The sequence below is a fragment of the Psychromarinibacter halotolerans genome (assembly GCF_029168315.1).
GTDB lineage: Bacteria > Pseudomonadota > Alphaproteobacteria > Rhodobacterales > Rhodobacteraceae > Psychromarinibacter > Psychromarinibacter halotolerans.
The window spans coordinates 27,105-50,078 of sequence record NZ_JARGYD010000013.1 but is presented as its reverse complement, the minus strand read 5'-3'; the positions used below and the strand labels follow the sequence as shown (position 1 = coordinate 50,078).

27 protein-coding genes and 1 pseudogene are annotated in these 22,974 nt (G+C 64.5%); 17 read left to right on the top strand and 11 right to left on the bottom strand.

Annotation, left to right across the window (positions count from 1 at the left end; all coding sequences use genetic code 11):
- Positions 1 to 4: 4 nt before the first annotated feature.
- On the top strand, positions 5 to 1,018 hold the full coding sequence (locus P1K30_RS21850; protein WP_275634916.1) for a M48 family metalloprotease: 1,014 nt from the start codon (positions 5 to 7) through the stop codon (positions 1,016 to 1,018).
- 9 nt (positions 1,019 to 1,027) lie between these two features.
- Here P1K30_RS21850 and P1K30_RS21845 read toward each other — a convergent pair whose 3' ends face one another.
- Complete coding sequence (locus P1K30_RS21845) at positions 1,028 to 2,419, bottom strand: tetratricopeptide repeat protein (protein ID WP_275634915.1); 1,392 nt, start codon at positions 2,417 to 2,419, stop codon at positions 1,028 to 1,030.
- Between the two features lies 1 nt (position 2,420).
- A complete protein-coding gene (locus P1K30_RS21840) occupies positions 2,421 to 3,365 on the bottom strand; it encodes a hypothetical protein (RefSeq protein WP_275634914.1) in 945 nt (314 codons plus the stop codon).
- A 211-nt stretch (positions 3,366 to 3,576) separates the two neighbouring features.
- Here P1K30_RS21840 and thyX point away from each other — a divergent pair, with 211 nt between their 5' ends.
- Complete coding sequence (thyX, locus tag P1K30_RS21835; protein ID WP_275634913.1) at positions 3,577 to 4,482, top strand: FAD-dependent thymidylate synthase; 906 nt, start codon at positions 3,577 to 3,579, stop codon at positions 4,480 to 4,482.
- A 166-nt stretch (positions 4,483 to 4,648) separates the two neighbouring features.
- Positions 4,649 to 4,948 (top strand): hypothetical protein, encoded by a 300-nt coding sequence (locus P1K30_RS21830; protein WP_275634912.1) that lies wholly within the window; start codon positions 4,649 to 4,651, stop codon positions 4,946 to 4,948.
- Positions 4,949 to 5,129: 181 nt separating this feature from the next.
- Here the strand turns inward: P1K30_RS21830 and P1K30_RS21825 are convergent, their stop codons facing one another.
- Entirely contained in the window at positions 5,130 to 5,336 is a 207-nt protein-coding gene (locus tag P1K30_RS21825) for a cold-shock protein (RefSeq protein ID WP_275634911.1), read from the bottom strand.
- 212 nt (positions 5,337 to 5,548) lie between these two features.
- Here P1K30_RS21825 and P1K30_RS21820 point away from each other — a divergent pair, with 212 nt between their 5' ends.
- Together P1K30_RS21820 and P1K30_RS21815 are read left to right on the top strand one after the other, a co-directional pair.
- Positions 5,549 to 5,875 carry an ArsC/Spx/MgsR family protein gene (locus P1K30_RS21820; protein ID WP_275634910.1) on the top strand — a complete coding sequence of 109 codons (327 nt, stop codon included), beginning with the start codon at positions 5,549 to 5,551 and terminating at the stop codon, positions 5,873 to 5,875.
- 45 nt (positions 5,876 to 5,920) lie between these two features.
- Complete coding sequence (locus P1K30_RS21815; protein WP_275634909.1) at positions 5,921 to 6,277, top strand: hypothetical protein; 357 nt, start codon at positions 5,921 to 5,923, stop codon at positions 6,275 to 6,277.
- Here the strand turns inward: P1K30_RS21815 and P1K30_RS21810 are convergent.
- The 4 genes from P1K30_RS21810 to P1K30_RS21795 all read right to left on the bottom strand — a co-directional run bounded on the left by P1K30_RS21810 (position 6,259) and on the right by P1K30_RS21795 (position 8,862).
- Positions 6,259 to 6,831: a DoxX family protein gene (locus P1K30_RS21810; protein ID WP_275634908.1), complete on the bottom strand. Its 573-nt coding sequence runs from the start codon at positions 6,829 to 6,831 to the stop codon at positions 6,259 to 6,261. The genes P1K30_RS21815 and P1K30_RS21810 overlap by 19 nt on opposite strands.
- Positions 6,828 to 7,589: an HvfC/BufC N-terminal domain-containing protein gene (locus P1K30_RS21805; protein WP_275634907.1), complete on the bottom strand. Its 762-nt coding sequence runs from the start codon at positions 7,587 to 7,589 to the stop codon at positions 6,828 to 6,830. Before P1K30_RS21805 ends, P1K30_RS21810 begins: the two co-directional genes overlap by 4 nt.
- Positions 7,586 to 8,455, bottom strand: coding sequence for an MNIO family bufferin maturase (bufB, locus tag P1K30_RS21800; protein WP_275634906.1), 870 nt, complete (start codon positions 8,453 to 8,455; stop codon positions 7,586 to 7,588). Before bufB ends, P1K30_RS21805 begins: the two co-directional genes overlap by 4 nt.
- 95 nt (positions 8,456 to 8,550) lie before the next feature.
- Positions 8,551 to 8,862: a BufA1 family periplasmic bufferin-type metallophore gene (locus P1K30_RS21795; RefSeq protein ID WP_275634905.1), complete on the bottom strand. Its 312-nt coding sequence runs from the start codon at positions 8,860 to 8,862 to the stop codon at positions 8,551 to 8,553.
- Positions 8,863 to 9,021: 159 nt separating this feature from the next.
- Here P1K30_RS21795 and P1K30_RS21790 point away from each other — a divergent pair, with 159 nt between their 5' ends.
- The 3 genes from P1K30_RS21790 (at position 9,022) to P1K30_RS21780 (ending at position 11,012) form a co-directional block, all read left to right on the top strand.
- Positions 9,022 to 9,558, top strand: coding sequence for a sigma-70 family RNA polymerase sigma factor (locus P1K30_RS21790; protein ID WP_275634904.1), 537 nt, complete (start codon positions 9,022 to 9,024; stop codon positions 9,556 to 9,558).
- A 17-nt stretch (positions 9,559 to 9,575) separates the two neighbouring features.
- Entirely contained in the window at positions 9,576 to 10,217 is a 642-nt protein-coding gene (locus P1K30_RS21785; RefSeq protein ID WP_275634903.1) for a DUF1109 domain-containing protein, read from the top strand.
- A 165-nt stretch (positions 10,218 to 10,382) separates the two neighbouring features.
- Positions 10,383 to 11,012, top strand: coding sequence for a hypothetical protein (locus P1K30_RS21780; protein ID WP_275634902.1), 630 nt, complete (start codon positions 10,383 to 10,385; stop codon positions 11,010 to 11,012).
- 104 nt (positions 11,013 to 11,116) lie between these two features.
- Here P1K30_RS21780 and thrS read toward each other — a convergent pair whose 3' ends face one another.
- On the bottom strand, positions 11,117 to 13,066 hold the full coding sequence (gene thrS / locus P1K30_RS21775; RefSeq protein ID WP_275634901.1) for a threonine--tRNA ligase: 1,950 nt from the start codon (positions 13,064 to 13,066) through the stop codon (positions 11,117 to 11,119).
- A 169-nt stretch (positions 13,067 to 13,235) separates the two neighbouring features.
- On the opposite strand from thrS, the gene P1K30_RS21770 reads away from it, so the two are divergent.
- The 4 genes from P1K30_RS21770 to P1K30_RS21755 all read left to right on the top strand — a co-directional run bounded on the left by P1K30_RS21770 (position 13,236) and on the right by P1K30_RS21755 (position 15,912).
- Positions 13,236 to 14,006, top strand: a complete 771-nt coding sequence (locus P1K30_RS21770; RefSeq protein ID WP_275634900.1) for an alpha/beta hydrolase — start codon at positions 13,236 to 13,238, stop codon at positions 14,004 to 14,006.
- Position 14,007: 1 nt separating this feature from the next.
- Positions 14,008 to 14,436, top strand: a complete 429-nt coding sequence (locus P1K30_RS21765) for a VOC family protein (RefSeq protein ID WP_275634899.1) — start codon at positions 14,008 to 14,010, stop codon at positions 14,434 to 14,436.
- The gene (locus P1K30_RS21760) at positions 14,433 to 15,083 is read left to right on the top strand and encodes a hypothetical protein (protein ID WP_275634898.1); all 651 of its coding nucleotides are present in this window, start codon (positions 14,433 to 14,435) and stop codon (positions 15,081 to 15,083) included. The genes P1K30_RS21765 and P1K30_RS21760 overlap by 4 nt, the downstream gene beginning before the upstream one ends.
- A 124-nt stretch (positions 15,084 to 15,207) precedes the next feature.
- The gene (locus tag P1K30_RS21755) at positions 15,208 to 15,912 is read left to right on the top strand and encodes an alpha/beta fold hydrolase (protein ID WP_275634897.1); all 705 of its coding nucleotides are present in this window, start codon (positions 15,208 to 15,210) and stop codon (positions 15,910 to 15,912) included.
- Between the two features lie 187 nt (positions 15,913 to 16,099).
- Here P1K30_RS21755 and phaZ read toward each other — a convergent pair.
- Positions 16,100 to 17,350 (bottom strand): annotated as a pseudogene (phaZ, locus tag P1K30_RS21750) (polyhydroxyalkanoate depolymerase); the annotation flags it as partial.
- A 101-nt stretch (positions 17,351 to 17,451) separates the two neighbouring features.
- On the opposite strand from phaZ, the gene P1K30_RS21745 reads away from it, so the two are divergent.
- From P1K30_RS21745 to P1K30_RS21725, 5 genes are all read left to right on the top strand, one after another.
- Complete coding sequence (locus tag P1K30_RS21745; protein WP_275634895.1) at positions 17,452 to 19,260, top strand: PHA/PHB synthase family protein; 1,809 nt, start codon at positions 17,452 to 17,454, stop codon at positions 19,258 to 19,260.
- A 111-nt stretch (positions 19,261 to 19,371) separates the two neighbouring features.
- Positions 19,372 to 19,803: a Phasin gene (locus P1K30_RS21740; protein ID WP_275634894.1), complete on the top strand. Its 432-nt coding sequence runs from the start codon at positions 19,372 to 19,374 to the stop codon at positions 19,801 to 19,803.
- A gap of 305 nt (positions 19,804 to 20,108) precedes the next feature.
- Positions 20,109 to 20,561: a phasin, PhaP gene (locus tag P1K30_RS21735; RefSeq protein ID WP_275634893.1), complete on the top strand. Its 453-nt coding sequence runs from the start codon at positions 20,109 to 20,111 to the stop codon at positions 20,559 to 20,561.
- 144 nt (positions 20,562 to 20,705) lie between these two features.
- Positions 20,706 to 21,251 carry a polyhydroxyalkanoate synthesis repressor PhaR gene (phaR, locus tag P1K30_RS21730; RefSeq protein ID WP_275634892.1) on the top strand — a complete coding sequence of 182 codons (546 nt, stop codon included), beginning with the start codon at positions 20,706 to 20,708 and terminating at the stop codon, positions 21,249 to 21,251.
- Between the two features lie 19 nt (positions 21,252 to 21,270).
- The gene (locus tag P1K30_RS21725; RefSeq protein ID WP_275634891.1) at positions 21,271 to 21,813 is read left to right on the top strand and encodes a hypothetical protein; all 543 of its coding nucleotides are present in this window, start codon (positions 21,271 to 21,273) and stop codon (positions 21,811 to 21,813) included.
- 45 nt (positions 21,814 to 21,858) lie between these two features.
- Here P1K30_RS21725 and P1K30_RS21720 read toward each other — a convergent pair whose 3' ends face one another.
- On the bottom strand, positions 21,859 to 22,455 hold the full coding sequence (locus P1K30_RS21720; RefSeq protein WP_275634890.1) for a TadE/TadG family type IV pilus assembly protein: 597 nt from the start codon (positions 22,453 to 22,455) through the stop codon (positions 21,859 to 21,861).
- 1 nt (position 22,456) lies between these two features.
- Entirely contained in the window at positions 22,457 to 22,936 is a 480-nt protein-coding gene (locus P1K30_RS21715; RefSeq protein ID WP_275634889.1) for a TadE/TadG family type IV pilus assembly protein, read from the bottom strand.
- Between the last annotated feature and the right edge of the window lie 38 nt (positions 22,937 to 22,974).

Below are 22,974 nucleotides of genomic sequence, written 5' to 3'. Positions count from 1 at the left end.
AGGCATGACGGCGCTGACGCAATACGAGCGGCTGGAGGCTCCAGCGGTCTGGCGAGCCGGGCCCGAGGATCAGCGGCGTGACGTGATCTTGTCGCTGGGGGACGCCACACTGGTCATCTACGACGGTGCGGGCCGCCCAGTGGGGCACTGGTCGCTGGCGGCCATCACCCGCATCAACCCCGGCGAGGAACCGGCGGTGTACGGCCCCGGCCCGGGCACCCCCGAAGACCTTGAGATTACCGACCCCGAGATGGTCGACGCCATCGAACGCATCCGTGATGCGATCCATCGGCGCGGGCCGCATCACGGGCGTCTGCGGTATTTTCTTCTAGGGGGGGCGCTGGCCGCCGTGCTGCTGGGCGGGGTGTTCTGGCTGCCGGGCGCGATGGTCCACCACGCCGCCAGCGTGGTGCCCGCCGCCAAGCGCGCCGACCTTGGGCAGCGGTTGCTGGCCGAGATCCGACAGATCGCCGGACAGCCCTGCGACAACGAATTGGGCCAGCGGTCGCTGGACCGCCTGCAATCGCGGCTGATGCCGCCGGGCGGGCGCATCGTGGTGCTGCCCGATGCGGTTCAGGATGCGGCGCACCTGCCGGGCGGCATCGTGCTTCTGAACCGCAGCCTGGTCGAGGATCAGGACGATCCGACCGTGACGGCGGGCTATGTACTGGCCGAGGTCGAGCGTGCGGCACGGCACGATCCGGTGGAACTGCTGCTGGACAACTCTGGCGCGGTGACCGCGTTCCGCCTTCTGACCACGGGCGACGTGTCGCAGTCGGTGCTTGCGGACTATGCGGAAACGCTTCTGTCCGCCGAACCTGCCGTCGTGCCCGACGCGCCGCTTCTGACCCGGTTCGAGGCGGCGGACGTGCCCGCGACGCCTTATGCCTATGCCGTCGATCCCTCGGGCGAGACGGTGCTGGGCCTGATCGAGGCGGACCCGGTCAGCCAGCTGTACGCCGCGCCCGTGCTGCGCGATTCCGAGTGGGTCAGTCTGCAGGGGATCTGCGGCGAATAGGGCAGGGCGTCAGAAGTTCGACCGGATGCCCACCGCCAGCGACCATTCCGACATCTCGTAGCGCGACACGTTGGACTCGGTGATGGTACGGCGCAGGCGGACGCTGGGCGAGAAGCCCGCGTATTCGACCTGCGTGAACACGCCCTCCAGGTCGAAATACACCGTCTCGTCCTGCCGCCCGCCGGGCACCGGGAAGATCAGCATAGAGTAGTCGGCGTAATCGGTCATGCTGACGCCCACCGCGGCGGTGAGGTCGACGCCGAACACCGGCTTACCCGGCGAATAGCTGATCCGGCCGTTCCAGCCGGTGCTGTCGAAGATGTCGCCGGGCACGTCGCTGACGCTGTACCCCGCGACTGCCGTCACGACCGAGCCGTTGTTGAAGCGATAGCTGAGCGCGGTGCTGATCCCGCCAAGCAGCCCCTCGTCGCCGTAGTCGTCGGCATAGTCGCGCTGCTCGATGCTGAACTGGCCGACAAAACGCAGGCGGTCGGTCAGCGGGCGGGTGTAGTACACGCCGCCGGTCAGCGCGGTGTAGATCCGGTCGCCGCCCTGCCAGTAATCGCGCAGCCCCGCGTCGAAGCGCAGCGCGGTGCCCGGTTTCCGACCGACCTTCATCAGGTGGCTGACGCCCAGCGTGGCCGAGGTGACGCCCAGCCGCGACGCGTCGAAGTCGGGCGCGGTGTCCTTTCCGTCCTCGTCCAGCCAGACCCGCTTGACGAAATAGCTGCCGTTCAGCGTCGTCTCGGAGCTTTCCGAGCGCCGCAGCCGGTAGCTGAGCCGCAGGTTGGACTGGGCGATGAAGCCGGATAGGGCCATCGCGTCGGGGGACAGGATGCCGATCAGCGGCACGCCCTCGATTACGTTATAGGCGCTGTCCGCGCCGCTGTTGACGTTGCTGGACGGGCTGATCGACGCGTCGAACTGGAAGCGGAACGGGGTTTCGTAGCGCAGATAGCTGAACTGGCGGCGGATCTTCTCGCGCTCGGCCTCGCTTGGGGCGTTGTCGCCCGCGCGGCGCAGCCAGAACTGCGACTGCATGGGGCGTTCCGCCCCCATCGCGGCAATCGCCGCGACGCGGGCCGCGTGATACCGGGTAGTGCTGTCGCCGGACAGGCGGAACGCCTTGCGCCCGGTCTCATACGCCGCGTCGTAGCGCCGCGTCGCAAGATAGGCCGTCGACAGGGCGAATAGCGCCTGCGCATCGTTGGGGTCGATTTGCAGCAGGTGACCGGCCAGAACCGCGGCCGTGGCGGGGTCGCCCGCCAGCGCGGCCTCGACCGCGACGCGGCGCGCGTCGTCCACCGGCACGGCAACGGTGTCCTGTGCCGCGACCGGCCCGGGCGGAAGGCCCAGGAACGCGGTCGCGGTCAGGAAAGCCGTCAGAAGACGGCGCAGCATGTCAGTTCGGTGCCGTTTCGGCGCAGAGCGCGGCGTCCTCGCCGGACATGCCGCACTGGGTCAGCACGAACATGCCGGTTTCCCAGCTGCGCGGAAGGTCGGGATCGGGGATGAAGCCGATGAGACCGGCGACCGAACTGGAGTTGTTGCCGCCGAAGATCCCGCCATAGTTGCCGGAGATCGTTTCGCCCTCGACACTTTCGAGTTCGCCGAGGAAGGTGCCGTCGGCTTCGATGTCTGTCACGATCATGATGACGTCGCGCAGTTCCGGCAGGGTCGGGTTGTCGATTGCGTAGCGGTTGAAGATCGCGCCGTTCACCAGCATGTCCTGGAAGTTCACGTTGATGAACGCATCGCCGACCACCCGTCCCGGCGCCTGCGGTTGCAGCACGGGGTCGGTGGTCTGCGGGGGAGTCGGGCCGCTGTAGTTGTCGAGGCCGACGTAACCGCCAGCATAGCTGACCTGCCCCGCGCCGGGGCCGTCCCCGATCGGGGGCGGGTCGAAGTCGCCGTCGCGTTCGTAGTGGCCGCCCCAAAAGAAGCGGTTGAACTGGCCGCCGTCCGACACGACCACCGCGCGGGTGTCGCCGTCGTTGGCCTCTTTCGCGACACCGGTGAAGAAGCGGTCCAGCGCGTCTTCCTGCTTGGTGAAGGCGAAGTGGCCAGAAGGGAGACCTGCGGTGGCGGCAGAGTTGTATTCGAACTCGACCTCCTCCGGCGTGCCGTCCAGGCCTCGGATCGAGACCAGAAGCGTGCGCGCAGATGGGTTGTAGACAACGCCGTCCAAATTGTTCGACAGGGCAAGCGGAATGCCCGCGCCGTTGGTTTCTTCTTCCTCGACCTCACCGTCGTCGATGACGTCTTCGGTTTCGTCCACGGCAAGGGGGTTGCCTTCGCAGGCGGCCAAAAGGCACAGGACGGCCAGCGCCGCCACGGGTTTACGCATTGGTCTGCTCGTTCTTGTTGCCTCGTTGCACCGAAGGTGCCGAAGCCCCTGCGTCAAGTCAACGAAGCGTGACTTTCATCAGGGGCGAGTGATGCACGAAAACCGCGCCCGTCGGCTGAGTGCGGCTTCAGCTTTACAGCATGTCGAGGATATTCCATTTCGGCGGCATAGATGTAGTATAGCGCGCGACCGACCCACAGGAGCCCCCGACATGCCTCTGACGCCTGAACAGCAAGCCGAGATCGACGCCCAGCGCGCTACGCCGCGCCCCACGCTGCGGGCCGTGTCCGAGGGGATGGAGGCGCACCTGTACAAGGCGAGCGAGGTGCTGGACCACGGTTTCGTCCGCGTGATCGACTACATGGGCGACGACAACGCCATCGTGCAGGCGGCGCGCGTGTCCTACGGCGCGGGCACCAAGCACGTGTCGAACGACGAGGGCCTGATCCGCTACCTGATGCGGCACTGGCACTCGACCCCGTTCGAGATGTGCGAGATCAAGCTGCATGTGAAGCTGCCGGTCTTCGTCGCGCGCCAGTGGATCCGCCACCGCACCGCCAACGTGAACGAGTACTCCGCGCGCTATTCGATCCTCGACCGTGAATTCTATATCCCGCAGCCCGATGCGCTTGCGGCGCAGTCGACGGTGAACAACCAAGGCCGGGGCGAGGTTCTGACCGGCGCCGAGGCCGAGCGGGTTCTGGAAATCCTGAAATCCGACGCGGGCCGGTCCTATGACCACTACGAAGAGATGCTGTCGCAGGACGGCCAGCAGGGCCTTGCGCGGGAACTGGCGCGGATGAACCTGCCGGCGAACATCTATACCCAGTGGTACTGGAAGGTGGACCTGCACAACCTGTTCCACTTCCTGCGCCTGCGGGCCGACGCCCACGCCCAGTACGAGATCCGCGTCTATGCCGACGCCATCTGCGAGATGGTCAAGGACTGGGTCCCGTTCGCCTATGCCGCGTTCGAAGATTACCGCATGGGCGGCGTCACCCTGTCGTCCAAGGCGGTGGACTGCCTGAAGCGGATGCTGAAGGGCGAAGACGTGACGCAAGAGACGTCCGGCATGTCCAAGGGCGAATGGCGCGAGTTTCAGGCGGCCATCGCCTGATACGGCGTAGGGTGGGTTTCCAACCCACCTTCCATGCCCCGGCCCGCGCGAAACCCTTTCCAACGGGTTTCCGGTTTGACGACAATTTTGTATAACAAACGTATATACAGACTGTCATAAAGCCGTTACACTTTCTTCCAGAGCCAACGACTCCGGGAGACGACCCATGAGCATCCGAGTGGCCGTCGCGGCCATTTTCGCTGTTTCGCTACAGGCGACACCCCTTGCCGCGAACCCGTTGCCGGACATCATCTGCGCGCCGACCGACCAGATGTATAATCGCCTGACGCGGGAATACCTTGCAGAGCGGCGCGGCACCGGGATGCGGGCGCCGGATCAGATCATGGAAATCTGGGAGGCGCCGTCCTCGAAGGAGTGGACCTTGCTGATGACCTACGCCAGCGGGCGGTCCTGCATCGTTGCGATGGGGCAGGACTGGTACAGCGACGACCGAACCGAAAGCTGACGCGCCAGCAGGTCGTGAGCGGCGCCATAGGGCGCGCGGCATTGATGGCATTTGGCGGAAAAGGGGGCCTTTTCGGTGACGTCGGTCGACTCACCGAGGCGCGGCACACTGCGGCCGCGGGTCATGCGTGATAGCGCGGCCCGGCGTGGGGCCGCCTCTCACGGGTGCAGGCGGGATCTGTTCAGATGGCCTTCAGTTCGGACGCCGACGCACGGCCGTCGCGGCCTTCGCGCAGTTCGTACTCGATCTTCTGGTTGTCCGCGAGGCCGGTCATGCCCGCGCGTTCAACGGCAGAGATGTGCACGAAAACGTCCTTGCCGCCCTCGTCGGGCGCGATGAAGCCGTAGCCCTTGGTGGTATTGAACCATTTCACGGTGCCAGTCGGCATTCCGTCTCTCCTTGTCTAGTTCCCCACCCACGGGATTGCGGTGGGTGTGATGCAGCCAGGGTCTTCCAAGTCTCAGAGGCTGCTCCGGACAGGAGCGGTCTTCGAAGAAAGTCTGTCGTCACGGAATCAAGCATCGCCCATTCACGTACAGAAGCAAGTGAATTATTGGTGTCGCGGAACAGAGATGAAGTCGAGCACGAGTGGAAGAAGAGATGGATTTCTATGGCCTTAAGACATGCGACACATGCCGGAAAGCGGAAAAGGCTTTGCGGTCGCATGGTTATGACCTGAACGTCATTGACGTAAGGTCGGACGGCGTGCCCGAAGCAGAGCTTTCGCGCTTTGTCGAGACGCTTGGCGACGCGGTGCTGAACCGCCGTTCGACGACGTGGCGCGGACTCACGGCCGCTGAACAGGAAGGCAACCCGGTGGAATTGTTGGCGAATCATCCGACGCTGATGAAACGCCCGGTGATCGACCACGAGGGGCGCCTGTACTTGGGCTGGGGCAAGGATGTGCAGGCGGCACTTCTTGGATAAGTCCCGCCGGGTACCTATCTGCTGAACGCACGAAGGAGAACGAACATGCGCAACGCCGCGCTTATGCTGGGTGTCATCGGCGGGATCGTCGGAATGATCGTCGGGTTGTTCAGCACCGGCTATCTGTGGGTCGTGGAATGGCTGGGCGGCGTCGACGAGGTCGCGCTTCAGGTCGAGAACGCGGACATCATCCGGGTGGCGGGCTTCCTGTCGCCGATCCTTGCCGTCGCGGGCGGGGCGATGGCCCGGTCGCAGGCCACTGCCGCGGCGGTGCTGATGGCGCTGTCGGCGGGCGGGATGTACTACGCCTTCGGCTTCAACCCCGCCACGATGTTCCCGATCGGCATGTGCGGCCTTGGCGCTGTGCTTGCGCTGGTGGCGCGTCAGCCGGACGCCGCCTGAACCCGGGGCGCGGGCCGTTCCAGCACCAGCCGGTCGACCGAGACCGGCCCGGCGCCCCGGAACACAAGGTAGACCAGCACGAAGACCCAGAACGCCCGCTGGTCGAGGATATGCGCGTCCGCGATCCTGTCGAACCAGTGGCCGATGGTGTCGGCATCGGCGTTGTGGCCGTAGATGTCGGTCAGCGACTGCACCGCGACAAAGCCGATCATCCCCAGCGCCGCAAGCCGGGTGAACAACCCGATCACCAACAGCAGCGGCAGGATGAACTCGGCCCACGTTCCGGCCAGCGCCACCAGCTTGTAGCCAAGGCCCAGCATCGACGGATCATAGCCCGCTGCCTCCATCTGTTTCGGGAACATCTGGACATAGGCGCCCGAGCTTAGACGGATGAAGCCGAACACGCCGTCGCCCAGCTTGGTCAGCGCGGAGTTCCAGTAATACCCCAGCAGCACCGCCGCAAAGACGAAGCGGGCCAAGGTGGGAAGCACGGCGAAAGCGATGGACTCGATCCGGGCGAAAAGGGCGGTGTGCAGCGCGACAAGCCGGGTCATCCTGTGGGTCCTTCCGTCAGGCCGGTGATCGCACCGGCGGTGATGAGTTGCCCAAGCAACGGGGCAAGATCGAAGCCCGGCGCGGCGTCCAGCGCGGCGTCGTGGGCTTCGGCAAGGGTGGCGTGGGCCAACAGCCGGGCCATGAAGGTTCCGCCGCCCGACGGCAGCAGCACGGGCGCCGGGTCGTAGTCAGGCCGCAGGATCAGGACGTCCTCGGCGCGCGGTTCGGGCTTGGGCGCGTCGGGGACGGTGTTGAACCGCCAGATCCCGTGCACCGGCCAGTCCGACCGCAGCAGCCGCAGCGACGGGGCCAACCGAAGGGCGGACCCCATCAGCCGGTCGGGCGGCAGCGCCTGCAACGTCTCGGGCGCAACGCCGCAACTGTCGGCGGCGTGGTAGGACGCGCGCAACGCCAGTTCCAGTCGCGCCACGTCGGGCAGATAGCCAAGGGTCTGCACCGGCTCGAAGGTTTCGAGAAAGCCGGGCATATCCTGCCCGTAGTGCATCATCAGTGCCGAGGCGGGCGGGTGCTTGCGCAGGTAGATCCCGGCCAGCACCCGGAAATTGGCGTCGCCCACCAGCTTGCGGATCACCGGGAACGCCTGTTCTAGCGCCTCGGTCAGGCTGACGGCGACGTTGTTGCGGTACACGTCGAACCGGCGTGCGGCGGGGCGGCCATCCGGGTTGGCCAGCCCCGGCGGCACGGCGGCGGCGGGGTCCAGCATGGCGCGGGTGAACTGATCCTGCGTGACGCTCATCCGACCGTCTCCGAAACGGGCTCCAGCACCCGTGCCGCGCGGGCGGCCTCGGCGGCCAGCACCGGCCAGTCGGGCACATCGGTGTCCCATTCGATCAACGTGGGCTTCGCGCCGCCCACGGCAATGGTGTGGGCATACAGCGACCAGACCGGATCGACGACCTCGGCCCCGTGGCTGTCGATCAGCAGCGGCGCACCGGCTTCGTCCTCATCCTCGTCATGGCCGCCAAGATGGATCTCGCCCACGGCGGCATGGGGGAAGGCATCGATATAGGACACCGGGTCGGTCTGCTGGTTGGTGGCCGAAACGAAGACGTTGTTCACGTCCAGCAGCAGGCCGCAGCCGGTGCGCCGGGCGATCTCGGCCAGAAAATCGATCTCGGACCAGTCGCTTTCCTCGAAGGCGAGATAGCTGGACGGGTTTTCCAGCAGCATCCGGCGGCCCAGCGTGTCCTGCACCTGATCGATATGCGCCGCGACGCGGGCCAGCGTTTGCGCGGTATAGGGCAGGGGCAGCAGGTCGTTCAGAAAGTGGCTGTCATGGGTGGACCACGCAAGGTGCTCGGAAAAGCTGGCAGGGTTCAGCCACTCGACAAGGTGCCGCAGCCGGGCAAGGTGATCGGGGTCCAGCCGTCCCTCGCCGCCGATCGACAGGCCGACACCGTGGACAGAGATCGGGAACCGTTCGGCCAAGTGGCGCAGCTGCGCCAGCGGGCGGCCGCCGTCGCCCATGTAATTCTCGGCGTGGATCTCCAGCCACCGCACCGGGGCGGGATCGCGCAGGATGTCTGCATAGTGCTGCGGTTTATAGCCGACGCCGGGCGAATGCGGGAGGCGGTCGAACGTCTGGGGGGTCGCGTCAAGCATCGGTCTGCCTTTCTGTCCGGTGATCGTCGGTGGACCGGGCGCGGCTGATGTGCCGCGCCCAGTCTGGTTTGGGCCCGGGGAAGGCCCGGGTCCGGTCAGGACATGGGAAGGTCACGCTCCAGCGCTTCCAGCGACCCCATGCGGGGCGTGCCGTCGGCCATCGCGGGAAGCTCGATCTCGGCGCAGGTGCCCGCGTCGACAAGCGTCCACGCATTGCCCTGATAGTCCACCTTGGACGTCCCGGCGCAGGTGGTGCCCGGGCCGGCGGCGCAGTCGTTCGCGCCCGCCATCGAAACGCCGAAGCATTTCTCTTGCGCTTGGGCGCTGGCGGTGCCGGCGACGCTGACACCCATCAGGGCGGTTGCAACGGCGGTGGCGAGAAGGGCTTTGTTGGTGGTCGTGGTCATGTCTATCCTCCGATGAAGCGGATCGCCGTTCGTGGCGTCCATGCAAAGCCATTCGGGGAAGGCGCGGGGAATGTTACGCCGATCACGGACGAGTGAATAATTTGCCTGAAATGGGTTGGTGCCTGTAACGTTTCCCGGCACCGCGCGAATGGAGGGGTAATGACGGATCGGAATGATCGATGGGGCGCGCTCCTGAGCAGGGCGAACCGCGGCGAGGCTGTGGCCTATGCCGCGTTCCTGCAAGACGTGACCCCGGTCATCCGGACCATCGTGCGCGGCCGGTCATCGGCCGAGGCCGAGAACGAGGATATCGTGCAGGAGGTCCTGCTTGCGATCCACGCAAAGCGTCATACATGGCGCGAGGGCGACCCGGTGGCGCCGTGGCTGTATGCCATCGCCCGCTACAAGACGGCGGACGCGTTCCGCCGCCGCAAGGGGACGACGCAGGTGCCCATCGACGATCTGGCCGACCGGCTGGCCGACGAGGCGCCGGGCGACCCGACGGCGGCCCGCGACCTTGCCCGGCTGATGGACGGGCTGGACGACCGCTCTGCCGGGATCGTCCGCGCCGTGGGCGTGGAAGGCGAAAGCGCCGGCGAAGTCGGTGCGCGCATGGGAATGAGCGAAGGCGCGGTCCGTGTGGCCTATCACCGCGCGCTGACCCGGCTGAAGAAGCTGGCCGGTGCCAACGAATGACGGAAGAGACGGAGAGAATGAAGACCGACGACCTCATCGCCACGCTGGCGGCTCAGCCCGCCCCGGCCCCCGCCGCCTCGATCGAGGGGCGGGCGGGCTTGGGCAGCGTGGCGGGTCTGGCCGTGACCGTTGTGCTGTTCTTCCTTGTGCTGGGCCCGCGCGCCGGGCTGGGCACGGCGCTGATGGACCCGGTGGTGCTGGCGAAGACCGCGCTGCCGTTGCTGCTTGCGGCCTTCGCGTGGGTGCTGGCGGTGCGGTCGGCGCGCCCGGCGGTGCCCTCGGGCAAGACGGGGCGCGCCGTGTGGCTGGTGCCTGCGGCGGTGGGCGCGCTGTTCTTCTGGGCGCTGGGCGCCACCGAGGCGGGACAGCGGCTGATCCTGTTCCTGGGCCATTCGACGCAAGTCTGCATCCCGGCGATCACCGTCCTGTCGCTGCCGATCCTCGCGGGGCTGATCAACGCCCTGAAACGCGGCGCCCCGGTGCACCCGACCCGCAGCGGTGCGCTGGCGGGTCTCGCGGCGGCGGGGCTGTCGACGGCGGTCTATTCGCTGTTCTGCACCGAGGATTCCCCGCTGTTCTACGCGGTCTGGTACAGCGTCGCCATCGGCGTCGCGACCGGCATCGGCGCGCTGGCGGGGCGGCGGTTCCTGCGCTGGTAGGGGCGCGATCTGTGGAAAGAGAAAGGCGTCCCACGGGACGCCTTTACCGTTTGGCGGAGCGCCTCGTGACCGAACCACTTATAGCTATGAAGTTATGGCGCCAGAGGTCGGCTTGGCGGACGAAGCGGACATCCTTTCGTCAATCTTTATCGGTATGCCGGCAAGATGACGAATTCCAATTACAATGATCCCGAAGCCCTCTTGGCCGCATTTGTCGCGCTAGCTGCGGACATTCTCGGAGTAGACACGTCCGAAATTGATGCGGACGTCAGCATAGATAATCTTTTCAAGAAACTTCGCCATTGGCGACGGTTCTCGGACCGGCATCTGGAACTCGCCCAAATAAGCAGTGAAGATGCTATAGCGTTGATGAGAGACTCTCAGCCTGATCATGCTGACAGTAAATGGCACGCGGAAATGCGCGCGCTTAGCGTGCTTGCCGGGTTTTCCGTACCGGCCAGAAAATTGCTTGAGAAGCGGCAAGAAAAATTTGAGGCGCCGACAATCAGATCTCTTTCAGCCACCTATGCTACAGGGGTTTACCACCCCTGCGGCATCGCCGCCAAAATGTACGAGCCAAAAACACGGCGGGAGGTTTTCAAAACCGCATACTTCGTAGTGGTCGCGATACCGGTATTGTCTGCAATTTTCGCTTGGGGGAGTTGCTCTGCCTCGGAATGCGTACACCGACCACATTCAGAGACTTTCGCCTTTGTGAGTATTTTGCTCAGCATCTTCGCCGTCGTTTATTTCGGAATCTTTCTGTCTTGGGGTTTCCGGGCGCTTAGGGGTTAGAGCCGCTGCTTAGGGCTCAGAGCGGACATAGCGCTCCGAATCCTGGGTCCCGCATCAGCACGACGAAATGAAAAGGCGCCCCGGGGGGCGCCTTTGTCGTTGCGTTACTTCCGAAGGTCGGGCGGTGTCGCGTCCGCCGCAAGGCTCTTCGCCAGATCGTCCAGCGCCTCGACGCTGGTCTGTTTCTCGCCAAGGCGGCGGACGGTGACCGTGCGTTCCTCGACCTCGCGGGCGCCGCAGGCCAGGATCACCGGGACCTTGCCAAGCGAGTGCTCGCGGACCTTGTAGTTGATCTTCTCGTTGCGGGTGTCCGCCTCGGCGCGGATGCCTGCGGCCTGCAGCGTCTTTACGACCTCGTGCACGTAGGCGTCGGCTTCCGACACGATCGAGGCGACGACCACCTGTCGCGGCGCCAGCCAGAACGGCAGCTTGCCCGCGAAGTTCTCGATCAGGATGCCGATGAACCGCTCGAAGCTGCCGACCACGGCGCGGTGCAGCATCACCGGACGGTGCTTGTCGCCGTCGGCGCCGACATAGCTGGCGTCCAGCCGCTCGGGCAGGTTGGGGTCGACCTGGAAGGTGCCGCACTGCCAGTCGCGGCCGATGGCGTCGGTCAGCACGAATTCCAGCTTCGGACCGTAGAACGCGCCTTCGCCCTCGTTGATCGTATAGTCGTAGCCCGCCGCCTTGGTGGCGTTGGCCAGCGCCGTTTCGACGCGGTCCCATTCCTCTTCCGACCCGATCCGCTTTTCCGGGCGCGTCGACAGCTTCACCGTCCAGTCGGTGAACCCGAGGTCGGCATAGATGTCGGCGAGGAAGGCGATGAACTTCTCGGTCTCGGCCTCGATCTGGTCCGGCGTGCAGAAGATATGCGCGTCGTCCTGCGTAAAGCCGCGCACCCGCATGATGCCGTGCAGCGCGCCCGAGGGTTCGTAACGGGCGCAGGACCCGAACTCTGCCATCCGCAGCGGCAGGTCGCGATAGGACTTCAGGCCGGTGTTGAAGATCTGAACGTGGCAGGGGCAGTTCATCGGCTTCAGCGCGTTGACGGTCTTTTCGCGCGCGTGATCCTCGTCGACCTCGACGATGAACATATGCTCTTGGTAGTTGTCCCAGTGGCCCGAGGCTTCCCACAGCTTGCGGTTCACCACCTGCGGCGTGTTGACCTCGACATAGCCGCCGGCTTCCTGCTTGCGGCGGATGTAGTCCTGCAGCGTGGTGTAGATCTTCCAGCCGTTCGGGTGCCAGAAGATCTGGCCCGGCGCTTCTTCCTGCATGTGGTACAGGTCCATCTCGCGGCCCAGCTTCCGGTGGTCGCGTTTGGCGGCCTCTTCCATCATGATCTGCCACGCCTTCAGCGCCTTGCGGTCCTTGAAGGCGACGCCATAGATCCGCTGCAGCATCGGGCGGCTGCTGTCACCCAGCCAGTAGGCGCCGGCGACGTGGGTCAGCTTGAACGCGTCCGCCGGGACCTGCCCGGTGTTCTGCAGGTGCGGGCCACGGCACAGGTCCTGCCAGTCGCCGTGCCAGTACATGCGGATGTCCTGATCCTCGGGGATGCGGTCCAGAAGCTCGATCTTGAACGGCTCGCCACGCTCTTTGTAATAGGCGACGGCTTGGGCGCGGTCCCAGACTTCGGTTTTCACCGGATCGCGGGCGTTGATGATCTCTTTCATCTTGGCTTCGATCTCGCCAAGGTCCTCGGGCGTGAACGGCTCGGCCCGGTCGAAATCGTAGAACCAGCCGTTGTCGCGGACCGGACCGATCGTGACCTTCACGTCGGGCCACAGTTCCTGCACCGCCCGCGCCATGATGTGCGCAAGGTCGTGCCGGATCAGTTCCAGCGCCTGTTCGTCGTCCTGCAGGGTGTGGATGGCAATCGACGCATCCTCGGCAATCGGCCACTGAAGGTCGTAATGCGCGCCGTTGACCGTCGCGCTGATCGCTTTCTTGCCAAGGCTGGTCGAGATGCTTTCGGCCACCTGCGCAGGCGTCACGCCCGCGTCGAAGTCACGCGAATTGCCATCGGGGAATGTCAGAGAGATCTGGGCCATATCGGCTCCTCGTCGGTTTGGCGCCCACGGAACGCCCGGTTGCGGGTATATAAGTGTGCGGCGCTTATGGCTTCGGCTTCACAAGGAAGTCAACCGGCGTGGACGCGATGTTAAGGCTTTCGTGTCCTGCAGCCTCGCGTGTATTCAGAAGGCAATTCGGGAGGATGCCATGTCGGAACCATCGTCGGAACCATCGTATCTTGAGACGCCGCAGGGGCGGCGCATCGCGTACCACCTGACCGGGGGCAAGGGGCCGACCGTGGTGTTTCTGGGCGGCTTCCGCTCGGACATGGAAGGCACCAAGGCGGTGCATCTTGAAGACTGGTGCCGCAAGCGCGGGCAGGCTTTCCTGCGGTTCGACTATTCCGGTCACGGCCAGTCGTCAGAGGATTTTCTGGACGGCGCCATCGGAGACTGGGCCGAGGACGCCGAAGAGACCATCAATGCGCTGGTGGACGGGCCGGTGATGCTGGTCGGGTCGTCGATGGGCGGGTGGATTTCGCTGATCCTGTCGAAGCGGCTGGGGGACAAGGTCTGCGGGCTGGTGGGCATCGCCGCCGCGCCGGATTTCACCGAGGATTCGATGTGGGCGGGGTTCTCTGCCGACCAGAAGGTCGCGCTGGTCGAGGACGGGCGGGTCGAATTGGCGTCCGAGTATTCCGACGACCCCTATGTGATCACCCGGCGGCTGATCGAAGAGGGGCGCAGCCAGTTGGTCCTGCGGCTGCCGCTGGTGCTGAAGTTCCCGGCGCGGTTCCTTCAGGGCACCGAGGATGCCGATGTCGACATGGCGGTCGCGTTGCGGCTGCTGGACCATGCCGAGGGCAAGGATTTGCGGCTGACGCTGGTGAAGGGGGCGGACCACAGGTTCTCGACTCCGGAATGCCTTGGGCTGATCGAACGGGCCATCGACGATGTCCTGACGCGCGGGGGGCACTGAGTTGGACCAGCGGGTCAGCCTGATCACCCTTGCGGTCGACGACATCGACGCATCGGCCGCGTTCTACGAGGCGCTGGGCTGGGCCCGCGTGCCGGCGGACGAGGGCATCGTGGCCTTCGACCTGATCGGCCAGACGCTTGGCCTGTATCCGCGCGCGGCGCTGGCGAAGGATATGGGGCTGGACCCGTCCGAGATCGGCGGCTTCTCGGGCATCACGCTGGCGCACAATCTGCCGGACAACGCGGGCGTGGACGCGCTGTACCAGCGGTTCCTCGACGCGGGCGGGCGCGGGATCAAGCCACCGCACAAGGTGTTCTGGGGCGGGTACACGTCCTATGTCGCCGATCTGGATGGCCATGTCTGGGAACTGGCCTGCAATCCCTTCGCGCCGCTGGGGCCGAACGGCGAATTCCAGTGGGGCGGTGCGTGAGGAAACCGGGACGTTACGTGTCGTTGGAGGATCTGGGCAGGGTGCGCCTGTCGAAGCATTTCCAGTTCCGCAACTTCCTGTATTCCGAGATCGGCAATTTCTACGGCAAGCAGAACATTCCCGACGACCCCGACCTTGCCATCGCGGCGGGGCGCAAGCTGGCCACGACACTGCTGGACCCGCTGGTCGAGACGTTCGGACCGATCGACATCCGGTCCGGCTATCGGTCGGCGGCGCTGAACGACTTCGGCGCGACCGAGGTGAAGCCGCAGAAATGCGCGTCTAACGCGTCGAACGCCGGAGGCGGGCATATCTGGGACCTGCGCGATGACGAAGGGCGGATGGGCGCGATGGTGTCGGTGTCGATCCCGTGGTTTGCCGAACAGTACAACGCGGGGCGCGATTGGCGCGACCTGGCGTGGTGGCTGTTCGATCACCTCGATTTTCACGTCGCTTGGTTCTTCCCCAAGAACGCGGCCTTCAACCTAAGCTGGCGCGAGCAGCCGGACCGCCTGATCCAAAGCTACATCGCACCGAAGGGCAAGCTGTACGGCCCCGGTCTGACACCCGATCCGCAGCGGGCCGAGCGGTACGCCGACTTTCCCGCCTTTCGGGGGATCGCCTATCCGCCGGTGCCGGGCGCATAGGCCGATGAGTTGCATGAAGCTGGCTAAATTGGAACAAAGAGGCGTGTCATGCGCTGCTGCATAGCACGGAACGAATTTTACTGAGGAAATGATGCAAGAGCCTCTGGTCCTTATCCCGGGCATGATGTCCGACTCGCGCGGGTTCCTTCCGCAGATCGTCGAGCTAAGCTGGGAGACATCCGTCCACGTCGCCCCGCCGCTGACCGGCGAGACGATCGAGGAGATGGGCGATGCGATCCTGGCCCGCGCGCCGGAGCAGTTCGCGCTGTGCGGGCACGGGCTGGGCGGCATGATCGCGATGGACATCCTTGCCCGCGCGCCCGAACGGGTCACGCGGCTGGCGCTGATGGACACCAATTGCCAGTCGGAGCTGCCCAAGGTCGCCGCCGCGCGCGAAGAACGGATCGTCGCGGCGCGGGCAGGGCGGCTGGCCGAGGCGATGCAGGACGAACTGCGTCCCGAACACATCGCCGACGGCGATCAGCGCGATGCGATCTGGCAGATGATGCAGGACATGGCGCTGGACCTTGGGGCGGAGACCTTCATCCGCCAGTCGCGCGCGATGCAGAAGCGGCCGGACCAGCAGGGCGTCCTGCGCAAGTCGCGCACGCCCACGCTGGTGATGTGCGGCGAGGCCGACACGCTGTTCCCGGTCAGGCGGCACGAGTTTCTGGCGCACCTGATGCTGAAGGCGAAGCTAGAGGTGGTGCCGGGCGCCGGACATTTGCCGGCGCTCGAGAACCCTAATGCCGTGTCGGCGTCTCTCCGGAATTGGCTTTCGTGGCCGATTTCCGCGGGGCGCGGGGCTTCTTCGGCGACGTGGTCTTAGCCGCGCCGTTGGCGGTTCCGTTGCTGGTCTTGGCCGCAGCGGATTTCGTCGCGGTCTTGCGGGCACGGGGCGCCGTTTTGGGCTTTTCGGCGGTCTCTTTCTCGACCGAGGACGCCGCCGTCAGCGCCGGTTTCGCGTCCATCTCGGACGTGCGTTCGGCCTGACGCTGTTCCGCATCGGCCTTGCGCTTGGACGAGACCCCGCCGGGCGCCGCGTTGTCGTCGATGAATTTCAGAACCAGCGGCCGGATGTTGTTGCGCCACGACTTGCCCGCGAAGATGCCGTAGTGACCGGCTCCCGGTTCAAGGTGCGCCGCCTTCTTGCTGTCGGGCAGGTTGGGCATCAGGTTCAGCGCGGCAAGACACTGGCCGGGCGCGCTGATGTCGTCCTTCTCGCCCTCGACCACCTTGACCGCCACGTCGGTGATCTTGGTGATGTCGATGGGCTTGCCGTCGATGGTGAATTCGTTCTTCGCGATCTCGCAGCTTTTGAAGATCCGCTCGACCGTCGACAGGTAGAACTCTGCCGTCATGTCCATCACAGCAAGGTATTCGTCGTAGAAGCGGTTGTGCCGGTCGTGGTCGCTGGCCTCGCCCTTGGCGGCGGCGATCACCTGATTGTAGAACGCCTCGCCGTGGGTTTCCGAGTTCATCGACATGAAGCCGGCAAGCTGCAGAAGGCCGGGGTACACCATGCGTCCGACGCCGGGATACTTGGCGCCGACGTGCTGGATCGCCATCCATTCCAGTTGGCCCATCGTGACACGACGACCGAAATCCGTGACGTCGGTATCGGCGGCATCGGGGTCGATCGGGCCGCCGATCAGCGTCAGGCTGCGGGGCTGCGCCAGCGGGTCATGTTCGGCCAGATAGGCTGTGGCGGCCAGCGCAAGCGGGGCAGGCTGGCACACCGCGATGACGTGGGTCGAATGCCCAAGGGCGCGCATGAACTCGATCAGGTACTTGGTATAATCCTCGACGTCGAACTTGCCTTCGCTGACGGGAATTTCGCGCGCGTTGTGCCAATCCGTAATATAGACTTCGCAATCCGGAAGCAGGCTGGTTACAGTCGACCGAAGGAGGGTGGCATAGTGACCGGACATCGGAGCGACGAGAAGAACACGGCGCTTACGCTCGGGTCGGCCCGCGACGCGGAAGTGGACCAGGTCGCCGAAGGGGCGTTTGACCAGCGGTTCGACGGACACGACATGGTCGCGACCGTCCTCGCCCACGACCGAGGTGATGCCCCAGTCGGGCTTGGCGACCATGCGGGCGAAGGTCCGTTCCGTGACCTCGCCCCATGCGCGCAGAATCTGGAAGGCAGGGGATGGAAACATGCCCACGGCCGGGTAGGACCCCATCGCCGCCGCCGTCGCGCCCAACCACTGGTTGGTGTTACGGAAGGTTTCCATCAGATCGTAGGTCGCAAGATAGCGCATGGATCATGTCCCTGGATTGTTCGGCAGGTCTATGCGCCGCCACTCCTCCCCGATACGGTGACGCCCGTTGCTGCATGTGCAAAATAGCTGGAAATGTTAAAATGACAACCGAGGAAAACGGAGCAGGCCGGGAACTGGACGAGCTAAGTGCCAACCTGGTTAAGATGGAAGACCTGTCCCAGCGCCTTGTCGCGGCCTTGGCAAACAAGACCCCGGACCGTGCCGGACTGCAGGGGCCGGGCCAGGATTTGTACATGAAGGCCGCCTCTGCCTACATGGCCGAGATGATGGCGAACCCGGCCCGGATGCTGGAGCAGCAGATCAGCTATTGGGGCAAGACCCTGCAGCACTATGCCGATGCGCAGCAGGCTTTGGCGCGTGGCAAGATGGAGACCCCGGAAGACGCGACGCCGTCGGACAAGCGGTTCTCGGACCCGCTGTGGCAGACGCATCCGTATTTCAACTTTCTCAAGCAGCAGTACATGCTGAACTCTGAGGCGATGAAGAATGCCGTCGGCGCGCTGGACGGGCTGGACGACCGCGAACGCCGCCGGGTCGAGTACTTCAGCCGCCAGATCATCGACATGTTCAGCCCGACCAACTTCCTTGGGACCAACCCGGAAGCCTTGCAGCGCGCCGTTGAAACCAACGGGCAAAGCCTTGTCGACGGGCTGGAGAACCTTGTGCGCGACATCGAGGCGTCCGAGGGCAGCCTGAACGTGACGCTGGCCGACAAGGACGCGTTCAAGGTCGGCAGCAACATCGCGACCACGCCGGGCAAGGTGGTGTTCCGCAACCGGATGTTCGAGCTGATCCAGTACAGCCCGCAGACCGAGACCGTGCACGAGACGCCGCTGCTGGTGTTCCCGCCGTGGATCAACAAGTACTACATCCTCGATCTCAAGCCGCAGAACTCGCTGATCAAGTGGGTGGTCGAGCAGGGCTATACCCTGTTCGTGGTCAGCTGGGTGAACCCGGACGAGACCTATTCCGACGTGGGGCTGGATACTTACATCACCGAAGGTTACCTGACCGCGATCGAGCAGGTGAAGCAGCTGAGCGGTCAGAAGCGGCTGAACGTGATCGGCTATTGCATCGCCGGCACCACGCTGGCGCTGACCCTGTCTTATCTTCACAAGAAGAAGGACAACTCGATCAAGTCGGCAACATTCTTCACCGCGCTGACGGATTTTTCCGATCAGGGCGAGTTCACGCCGTTCCTGACCGACGACTTCGTCGATTCGCTTGAGGCCGAGATGGCCGAGAAGGGCTATCTCAACCACAAGATCATGGCGCGGACGTTCTCTTTCCTGCGGTCCAACGATCTTGTCTACCGTCCGGCGATCCGAAGCTACATGATGGGGGAATCTCCCCCAGCGTTCGACCTTCTGTTCTGGAACGGGGACGGGGCGAACCTGCCCGGCCGCATGTGTACCGAGTACCTGCGGTGGCTGTGCCAGCAGAACCTGTTCGCGCGGGGCGAGATGGAGCTTCTGGGCGAAACGCTGTCGCTGAAGGACGTGCGCGTGCCGCTGTTTTCCATCACCTGTGAAACGGATCACATCGCGGCGTGGAAGGCCTGTTTCAACGGCGTGCGGCAGATGGGCAGCCGGTCGAAGACCTTCCTCGTGTCAGAGTCGGGGCATATCGCCGGGATCGTTAATCCGCCCAGCAAGAAGAAGTACGGCCATTACGTGAACGAGGACCTGTCGCAGGACGCGGACAGCTGGATGGCCGGCGCCGAGTTCCACGAAGGATCGTGGTGGCCCCGGTGGGAAGAATGGCTGGCGAAGCGGTCGGGCAAGATGGTTCCGGCCCGCGAGCCCGGCGACTCGAAACATCCGGCGATCTGCGACGCGCCGGGGGTCTATGTGGTGGCGCAGCCGCGCCTGATCGGCGAACCCGCCTAGAATCCGGCGGTATGCGTCGAAATTCTCTTGAATGCTGCGGTGCAGCATTGTATCGATCCGATGACGTAACGGCAGGTGATCGGCCTGCAATTCAATTGGGGGAAGGCTAGAATGGCGAAATCGACAACTGGCAAAGGAACCGGCTCGGACCCGTTCGCGAACGTCGACATGAGCGCGATGATGGACCACATCAAAGGGTCTGCCGTCGTCGGCGAAAAGCTGTCGCAGGCGGCTTTGGAAGCGGCGGGCAAGGCCAGCGAACTGTCCAGCAGCTGGACCAAGCAGACGATCGCGAACATGGGCGATGTCACCTCGGTGAAGGACGATCCCAGCGATTACGCCAAGGCGATGACCGACTTCGCATCCTCGCAGGGCGCGCTGGCGCAAGAGAACCTGAACCAGTTCGCGCAGATCGCCCAGGCGCTGCAGGAACAGACGATTTCGATCCTGATGGAAGCCAGTTCGTCGATGGGCGAAGAGGCCGCCGAGGCGGTCCAGAAAGCCGCCGACATGATGGGAATGAAGGGGCCCGGTTCCAAGTGAGCCGGGACGCCCGGTTGAGGGACCGGGTGTGACGAAAGGTGTTGTAACGAGTTTGGAAGGGCGGGCCTTGGTCCGCCCTTTTCAATTTCCGGTTTTGCTTACCTTAGGGAATCACGCGCGGCCTTAAATCGTGCCAAAATTCCAAGGTTTCGGGGCGGTTCCTGGGTTAAGCTCCTGACATATAATCATAAAAAATTTTTGCTGCACTGCAGAAAAATCCCTTGAAATGCCGCGCCGCAGAAAGCATATTCCTTGTGCAGATGCAGAATTCCGGATCGGGCACGATCCACCGAAGGAGAAATGATATGGCTGCGAAGAACGCCGACTACACCAAGATGATGCAAGACATGATGGGCGCCTTCCCGGTCGACATGACCGCGATGCAGGACGCCTTCAAAACCCAAGCCACCCTGTCGGACAAGCTGTCCAAGGTTGCGCTGGAAGCGGCCGACAAGTCGACCGAGATCTCGACCAAGTGGACGAAAGACACCCTGTCGAAGATCTCCTCGATGACGACCGTCAAGGACGACCCGGCTGACTACACCAAAGCGATGACCGACTTCGCGTCGGCTCAGGCCGAGATGTCCGCCGAAACGATGGCCGCCTTCGCCGAAGTCGCGAAGAAGGTCCAGATGGAAACCGTCGAGCTGCTGCTGGCCGCTGGCAAGGACATGTCCGAGGACGCGTCCGCCGCTGTCAAGAAGGCCACCGCCGAGGTGACCGCAGCCGCGAAGAAGGCGACCGCTGCCGCCAAGTAAGGCGCAGCACTACAATTCGGGGCGTCGCCGGATACCTCCCTGCCGGAACGCCGGACTGGGCGGGCTTAAAGCCCGCCCTTTTATTTTGTCCCGCAAGGGCCTACTCTTTTTTCTGCACCGCCAAATACCCGGGGAGGGACCGCGTTGGCCGATACCGATGCACCGCTGCTGATCAAGCGCTACGCAAGCCGCAGACTCTACAACACTGAAACGAGCGACTACGTCACGCTCGACGATATTTCCCAGTTCATCAGGGACGGCCGCGAGGTGCAGATCATCGATCTGAAATCCGGCGACGACCTGACGCGGCAATACCTTCTTCAGATCATTGCCGACCATGAAAGCCACGGCGAAAGCGTGTTGCCGATCAACGTGCTGACGGACCTTGTCCGCAGCTATACGACGGGCGTGCAGTCGGTGGTGCCTCAGTTCCTGCAGATGTCCTTCGAGATGCTGCGCGACGGCCAGTCGAAGATGTTCGAGAACTTCACCAACCCGATGGCGAAGATGCCGGGCTTCGAGGCGATGCAGGCGCAGCAGGATGCCTTCATGAAGGCGATGACCGGCGGTTGGTCTGGCGCTCCGGGCACGGGCAAGATGCCCGACTCGTCCGAGCGGTCGTCGGAGGATCTGGACGACATCAAGAAGCAGCTGGCCGAGCTGCAGGCCAAGCTGTCCAAGCTGAGCTGAGCGGCGAAAGGAAGCCCTCATGACCGATGACGTGATTGCGGTCGTCGCGCCTTCGCCGGCGCGGCGCTGGCTTGCGGTGGCGTTGCTGGTGGCGCTGGGCGGGTTGCTTTTGTACCTCGCCTTTAGCACGCCGCCCGCGAACCTGTTCCTTCAGGCCTTCCTTGTGGCGCTGGGCCTTGGCTCTGTGGTGATGGGCGACCGCATCCGCCGGGCGACCGAAACCTATGTCGAACTGACGGACGAGGGGCTGCGCGACGGCACGGGCCGGGTGCTGGCCCGCATGGACGAGATCGACCGCGTCGAACGCGGTGCGTTCGCGTTCAAGCCGTCGAACGGTTTTCTGGTCCATCTCAAGAAACCCGGCCACCGCGCGTGGCAGCCGGGCCTGTGGTGGCGCATGGGGCGCAAGCTGGGCATCGGCGGCGTGACACCGGCGGGGCAGGCCAAGTTCATGGCCGACATGATCGCCCTGCGCCTGCGCGGCGGCGATCCTTTGGGGTTCGGTCTGGAAGATGCCGCGGACGACGCGAAGGACGACCCCAAGGACAGCGACAAGACCTGAGCGGCAGGGCCGGGGGCGTGATCGGGGGCGTGCGGAACGCGCCCGCTACAGCGCGTTCAGGCAGGGCGAGTTCTGCGTCAGTTCGCCGTCTTCGAAACACAGGTTCGGTGCGAAACGGGGCCGGGTGACCACGGTGTTCTCGAAGTAGAACGCGCCAAGACCCCATGTCATCACGGGTTCGAATGCGGCCCAGCTTTCGACGACGATGTTGAACGCGCCGTGGGCCATGATCGGGATCTGGTCCTCGATCTCGTCCAGGGTGCCGTCGACCAGCGGCAGGATGATCCCCTCGGTCCCGCCGTCGACCGCCGACCAGACGACAGACAATTCGTCGGCGTCTTCGTCGTAGGTGACCGCCGTCACGCGGATGATCGTCGGGTGCTTCGACTGGGTCAGCAGCGACAGAAGCTGGTTCATGCCCGTGACGTAATCGGTCGTCAGCAGGTTGTCCTCGCGCGAGATCAGGTCCGACACGGTGTAGGACGCGCGGACGTTGACGTTCTGCATCCGGAACGCATCGAAGAAGGTGAACAGCCCGGCAAAGCAGAACAGCAGCAGCGGCACGATCAAGACCGTCTCGACCGAGAACGTGCCGCGCTCGGAACGCCGGAATCGGCGGAGGTGTGTGTGTAGGCGCTTCATGTCAGGGCTCGTTCACGAAGGCCGACATCGCGACCAGCCGATAGTGCAGGTCGTCCCCCAGCTTTGGCAGGTAGCGGCCGATGAAGCTGAGCGGGCGCATCACGGGGAATTTGCCGCAAACGGTGATGACCATCAGGTCGTTCAGCGTGCCAGGGTTAAACCCTTCGACAAGGTCGATCTCTTCCGACTGGTCGGTGCAGGCGATCAGGCCGGTGCGGAAGTCAAAATCGGCGGTGCTGACCCGTTCAAGTTCCACGAACAGCGACGCGTCGCAGTCGCCGATCACGCCGGAATACTGGCAGATCGCCCAGCGCAGTTCCTCGTAGGTCGGAGTCGGATCGCGGCCAAGGCGCAGGTCGCGGACCGCAAGGTCGACGCCCCGTTCCAGCAGCGCGTGGCGCGCGTTTACCATGCCGACCTCGAAGGTGGCGACAAGGATCGCGATGAACAGCGGGAACAGAATGAGGAATTCGATCGTCATCGCCGCACCGTCCTCGCTGCGCCGGAAGCGGCGCAGGT

What these genes read in the sequence shown, in the direction of transcription:
- P1K30_RS21830 (WP_275634912.1), top strand. Translation starts at nt 4,649, where the DNA reads ATGAGCATCCGAGTGGCCGTCGCGGCCATTTTCGCTGTTTCGCTACAG.
- thrS (WP_275634901.1), bottom strand. Translation starts at nt 13,066, where the DNA reads ATGGCCCAGATCTCTCTGACATTCCCCGATGGCAATTCGCGTGACTTC.
- P1K30_RS21715 (WP_275634889.1), bottom strand. Translation starts at nt 22,936, where the DNA reads ATGACGATCGAATTCCTCATTCTGTTCCCGCTGTTCATCGCGATCCTT.
- P1K30_RS21810 (WP_275634908.1), bottom strand. Translation starts at nt 6,831, where the DNA reads ATGACCCGGCTTGTCGCGCTGCACACCGCCCTTTTCGCCCGGATCGAG.
- P1K30_RS21840 (WP_275634914.1), bottom strand. Translation starts at nt 3,365, where the DNA reads ATGCGTAAACCCGTGGCGGCGCTGGCCGTCCTGTGCCTTTTGGCCGCC.
- P1K30_RS21755 (WP_275634897.1), top strand. Translation starts at nt 15,208, where the DNA reads ATGTCCGACTCGCGCGGGTTCCTTCCGCAGATCGTCGAGCTAAGCTGG.
- P1K30_RS21805 (WP_275634907.1), bottom strand. Translation starts at nt 7,589, where the DNA reads ATGAGCGTCACGCAGGATCAGTTCACCCGCGCCATGCTGGACCCCGCC.
- P1K30_RS21735 (WP_275634893.1), top strand. Translation starts at nt 20,109, where the DNA reads ATGGCTGCGAAGAACGCCGACTACACCAAGATGATGCAAGACATGATG.
- thyX (WP_275634913.1), top strand. Translation starts at nt 3,577, where the DNA reads ATGCCTCTGACGCCTGAACAGCAAGCCGAGATCGACGCCCAGCGCGCT.
- P1K30_RS21740 (WP_275634894.1), top strand. Translation starts at nt 19,372, where the DNA reads ATGGCGAAATCGACAACTGGCAAAGGAACCGGCTCGGACCCGTTCGCG.
- bufB (WP_275634906.1), bottom strand. Translation starts at nt 8,455, where the DNA reads ATGCTTGACGCGACCCCCCAGACGTTCGACCGCCTCCCGCATTCGCCC.
- P1K30_RS21780 (WP_275634902.1), top strand. Translation starts at nt 10,383, where the DNA reads ATGACGAATTCCAATTACAATGATCCCGAAGCCCTCTTGGCCGCATTT.
- P1K30_RS21795 (WP_275634905.1), bottom strand. Translation starts at nt 8,862, where the DNA reads ATGACCACGACCACCAACAAAGCCCTTCTCGCCACCGCCGTTGCAACC.
- P1K30_RS21785 (WP_275634903.1), top strand. Translation starts at nt 9,576, where the DNA reads ATGAAGACCGACGACCTCATCGCCACGCTGGCGGCTCAGCCCGCCCCG.
- P1K30_RS21770 (WP_275634900.1), top strand. Translation starts at nt 13,236, where the DNA reads ATGTCGGAACCATCGTCGGAACCATCGTATCTTGAGACGCCGCAGGGG.
- P1K30_RS21845 (WP_275634915.1), bottom strand. Translation starts at nt 2,419, where the DNA reads ATGCTGCGCCGTCTTCTGACGGCTTTCCTGACCGCGACCGCGTTCCTG.
- P1K30_RS21725 (WP_275634891.1), top strand. Translation starts at nt 21,271, where the DNA reads ATGACCGATGACGTGATTGCGGTCGTCGCGCCTTCGCCGGCGCGGCGC.
- P1K30_RS21850 (WP_275634916.1), top strand. Translation starts at nt 5, where the DNA reads ATGACGGCGCTGACGCAATACGAGCGGCTGGAGGCTCCAGCGGTCTGG.
- P1K30_RS21825 (WP_275634911.1), bottom strand. Translation starts at nt 5,336, where the DNA reads ATGCCGACTGGCACCGTGAAATGGTTCAATACCACCAAGGGCTACGGC.
- P1K30_RS21790 (WP_275634904.1), top strand. Translation starts at nt 9,022, where the DNA reads ATGACGGATCGGAATGATCGATGGGGCGCGCTCCTGAGCAGGGCGAAC.
- P1K30_RS21720 (WP_275634890.1), bottom strand. Translation starts at nt 22,455, where the DNA reads ATGAAGCGCCTACACACACACCTCCGCCGATTCCGGCGTTCCGAGCGC.
- P1K30_RS21745 (WP_275634895.1), top strand. Translation starts at nt 17,452, where the DNA reads ATGACAACCGAGGAAAACGGAGCAGGCCGGGAACTGGACGAGCTAAGT.
- P1K30_RS21815 (WP_275634909.1), top strand. Translation starts at nt 5,921, where the DNA reads ATGCGCAACGCCGCGCTTATGCTGGGTGTCATCGGCGGGATCGTCGGA.
- P1K30_RS21820 (WP_275634910.1), top strand. Translation starts at nt 5,549, where the DNA reads ATGGATTTCTATGGCCTTAAGACATGCGACACATGCCGGAAAGCGGAA.